Annotated in this window: 4 protein-coding genes; all 4 read left to right on the plus strand. The window is 36.9% G+C overall.

Features of this window, described 5'->3' with window-relative positions; genetic code table 11:
* On the plus strand, window positions 1–786 hold a 786-nt coding region (dapE, locus tag AC4GME_RS18005), incomplete at its 5' end, for a succinyl-diaminopimelate desuccinylase (protein ID WP_490379958.1).
* Complete coding sequence (locus AC4GME_RS18010) at window positions 780–1,463, plus strand: M15 family metallopeptidase (RefSeq protein WP_490377836.1); 684 nt, start codon at window positions 780–782, stop codon at window positions 1,461–1,463. The genes dapE and AC4GME_RS18010, both read left to right, overlap by 7 nt.
* A gap of 2 nt (window positions 1,464–1,465) precedes the next feature.
* The gene (locus tag AC4GME_RS18015; protein WP_490377835.1) at window positions 1,466–1,846 is read left to right on the plus strand and encodes a PilZ domain-containing protein; all 381 of its coding nucleotides are present in this window, start codon (window positions 1,466–1,468) and stop codon (window positions 1,844–1,846) included.
* A 401-nt stretch (window positions 1,847–2,247) separates the two neighbouring features.
* Window positions 2,248–3,608 (plus strand): hypothetical protein (locus AC4GME_RS18020; RefSeq protein ID WP_490379959.1); only part of this gene is annotated, 1,361 nt, incomplete at its 3' end.

Genomic DNA, 3,608 nt, shown 5'->3' on the forward strand with positions numbered 1-3,608 from the left:
TCAGAACATCAAGATCATAACGGTTCTATTTCACTGTTAATTACCAGCGATGAAGAGGGTCCATTTATCAATGGCACGACACGTGTTATCGATACGCTTGAAGCCCGCAATGAAAAAATAGATTATTGTATTGTCGGAGAGCCATCAAGTACTGATCATGTTGGTGATGCCATAAAAAATGGCCGTAGAGGTTCATTAACCGCGGATTTAACAGTACATGGTACTCAAGGTCATGTGGCGTACCCGCACCTTGTAGAGAATCCTATACATAGCTGTTCGCATGCACTTGCAGATCTGGCGCATACTCAATGGGACAATGGTAATCAATATTTTCCACCAACCAGTTTTCAAATAACCAACTTTAACTCCGGTACCGGCGCAAGTAATGTTGTTCCGGGTGATGCTCAAATTCAATGTAATTTCAGATATTCAACGGAGTTAGACGCCGGACAGATTATCGAGCGTGTTGAATCTATTTTACAAAATCATCAACTTAAATATGATATTCAATGGACATATAACGGCTCGCCTTTTATCACCCAACCAGGGTCTTTAACAGATGCAGTTAGTGAAGCTATTTTAGAGGTTAATGGTTTAACAACTGAGCTTTCAACCAGTGGTGGTACATCTGATGCCCGCTTTATCGCGCCTACAGGTGCCCAAGTCGTTGAAGTCGGCCTGTGTAACGGGACTATTCATAAAGTAAATGAATGTGTAAAAGTGGATGATTTAGAAGAGCTGGTTAAAATCTATCAAGTCACCCTTGAAAAATTATTAACATGTTAGCTGAGCAATTAACAGGTCAAGTAACCTCTCATTTGAGTGAGATCGGTAACAATATTTTAGTTCACTCCGATGTTGCTCCTGAGTTTGAGGCGTTACAAAAAGCTGCAAAGATCGCTGGTTTTAACCTACAAATTGCCAGTGGTTTTCGCAGCTTTGAACGTCAGCAATTAATCTGGAACAATAAATATGCAGGTAAAACCAGCGTTTTAGATAAAAATGAACAGCCGTTAGACTTGCTGCCATTATCTGAATTAGAAAAGCTGTTTGCTATCCTGCACTGGTCGGCTTTACCTGGTGCAAGCCGCCATCATTGGGGCACCGATTTTGATATTTTCGATCCCAATCTATTACCCGCTAAGCAAAATTTACAGTTAAAAGTTTGCGAATACAGTTCAGGTGGTTATTTCCAGGAATTAGATCAGTGGTTAAGTGAAAACATGGCCCTGTTTGGCTTTTATCGCCCCTACCAAACTTTTCTAGGTGGCGTTGCGATTGAACCATGGCATATCAGTTACTCCCCGATTGCAGACAAAGCACTGCAACAATTAGAGCTAAGCCTCATCTACGATCTAATTATTAAAAAAAATGTGCTCGGGAAATCGCTAATTTGCCAACAATTACCTATGATATACAGACAATTTATTTGTAATATCAATCAACTACATTATGGGAAATAACAATGTCAGAAAGACGTAAATTCTCACGTATTATCTTTTCAGGGCACTGTACATTAAGTGAAGAGATTTCGGGTGAAACAAAAACATGGCAAACCGATCTATTAGATATTTCTTTAAATGGTGCGTTGGTGCATCGCCCCGAGCTTTGGCATGACAAAGTCGATACACCAGTACAACTCAACCTGCATCTTGAAGGCTCGGACATTGTATTAGAAATTGGCGGAATAATTTGCCATCAAGAAGAAGGCTTATTAGGAATCAAATTCTTAACACTAAGTTTGGAAAGTATTTCTCACCTGAAGCGTCTAATTCAGTTAAATTTAGCTGATGAAAATTTATTGCATAGAGAAATGTCACAGTTAATAAATATATCTGACGAATAATACTGCTCAATATTCCCCAACGCTAAATCAGATTGATTTAGCGTTGGGCTATTTCAATACCCTAATATAACGCTTCTAAACTTACTCATTTCATTAAAGCGCCAGTTATTGCTGCAACTCTTATCTCAGTGATGCTATTAGCGCACAGATCTTGCCAACAAGTAAAAGACGCGCCACAATCATTACATAACAATGCTGTTTTGTTTTCGCCATTTTTCTCCTTTGTTATCAGATATTGACACTTGCAGGCATTGCTTTATTTTACCTGTATAGAATGAAGCTAAGTTAAATATTATTGTTTCTTATACGCTTTCTTAACAAAAGACTAAACAATTCACTACAATTGCAGATAAAGTAATTAATATAAAAATAATAATAACCACGGATGAAAATATTTAGGTATGGATTTTAAAGATTACCAGTCACAAATAAAAGAACTTATCGCTTTGCGTAATGAGCCAGACTTTAATGACTTGCTTAATAAAATTCTATTTGGTGAAAGCAATAGCGATAAGTTTCTTATAAAAATGGAGCTGAGTCGCTTGGCAAAGCCGTGCCAGCGAGTTATCGATCTGCGCGATAAAGTCACTGAAGATTGTAAGTTATTTCAGCAGGGAAATATTAAACATTATTTAACGGCTGTTACGATCAAAATACTTCAGGAAAATATTAACCTATATGGTCTTTACACTATTGGGGTTTTTGAAGCTGTATATTCTCATCTTGCGCAACAAAAAGAGAAACAAAGTAAAAAACTTGTTATTGATGACGCACCAAAGAGTCAAGAGCAATGTGAGCTTTTACATCTTTCGCAAAAAAACAAACGTGGTGCGCCACGTATGTTTTTTGTCACTAATGTTGAAATTTTACTGCCCGATGGCAAAACCCTTGCTGCACAGTCCTCGAATATCTCCTCAACCGGTGTAAAAATCAAACTGCAGGAAGATATTCATCTTCTTAATGATCAATATATTCTGCTATCATTTAGCGGTCTGCAACTTGAATTTCATGACTCAGCACTAGATAGTGCAATTAAATATCAGTTAGTTAAACAAACACATGAAGATGATACCCACTATTTATATCTAACGTATGCGGATAACCGAACGCAATTTATTACTTTTATTAACAGCTTTATTCGCTCGAACCAATATAAATACAAGATTGATGTTCAATATTATTATCAACTTGCGAAAATTACCGCACTAAAAAATATGTATATAGCGCAGATGAATCCCCTGCCGATTTACCTTGATAGCAGCGCTTCTTCCCCCTTTCTTTTTGCATTAAAAAACAAGAGTAATAAACAAATATTAAATGAATGGTGTTGTGACGGTGTTAATCAGCTGCCGATGTTATTTGATGAATTACGCCTCACTCAACTGCTCGTTCACGCTATAAAACAGCCGACGACGACACTTTACTGCTTTATCCATACTTCTAATGGCAAAAATTATTTTCTTTCTGCAAGCGAAGAGGAATTATTAGAGAAGGGATTAAAGGATTTATTTATTAATTACGGATCTACTAAAAAGAGCTGGCAAGTTTATCATTTGACATTAAATGCTTACCAATATCAGCAAAACCACAGTTACGATATAACTGAAAGTGTGCCGACACAGTTTGAACAAGTGACGCATATTGCGACATTACAACAATTAACTCAGCCCTCTTTTTCCATTGACCAGGAAATAGATAAAACTGAATTAAATAAAATAAATCAGTTTGTACACCGTGATAGCAAAGAAAATCAAACATCTAT

It is taken from the genome of Psychromonas sp. (assembly GCF_983033635.1).

Coding starts and splice junctions, on each gene's coding strand:
- AC4GME_RS18010 (WP_490377836.1), top strand. CDS start 780: ATGTTAGCTGAGCAATTAACAGGTCAAGTAACCTCTCATTTGAGTGAG.
- AC4GME_RS18015 (WP_490377835.1), top strand. CDS start 1,466: ATGTCAGAAAGACGTAAATTCTCACGTATTATCTTTTCAGGGCACTGT.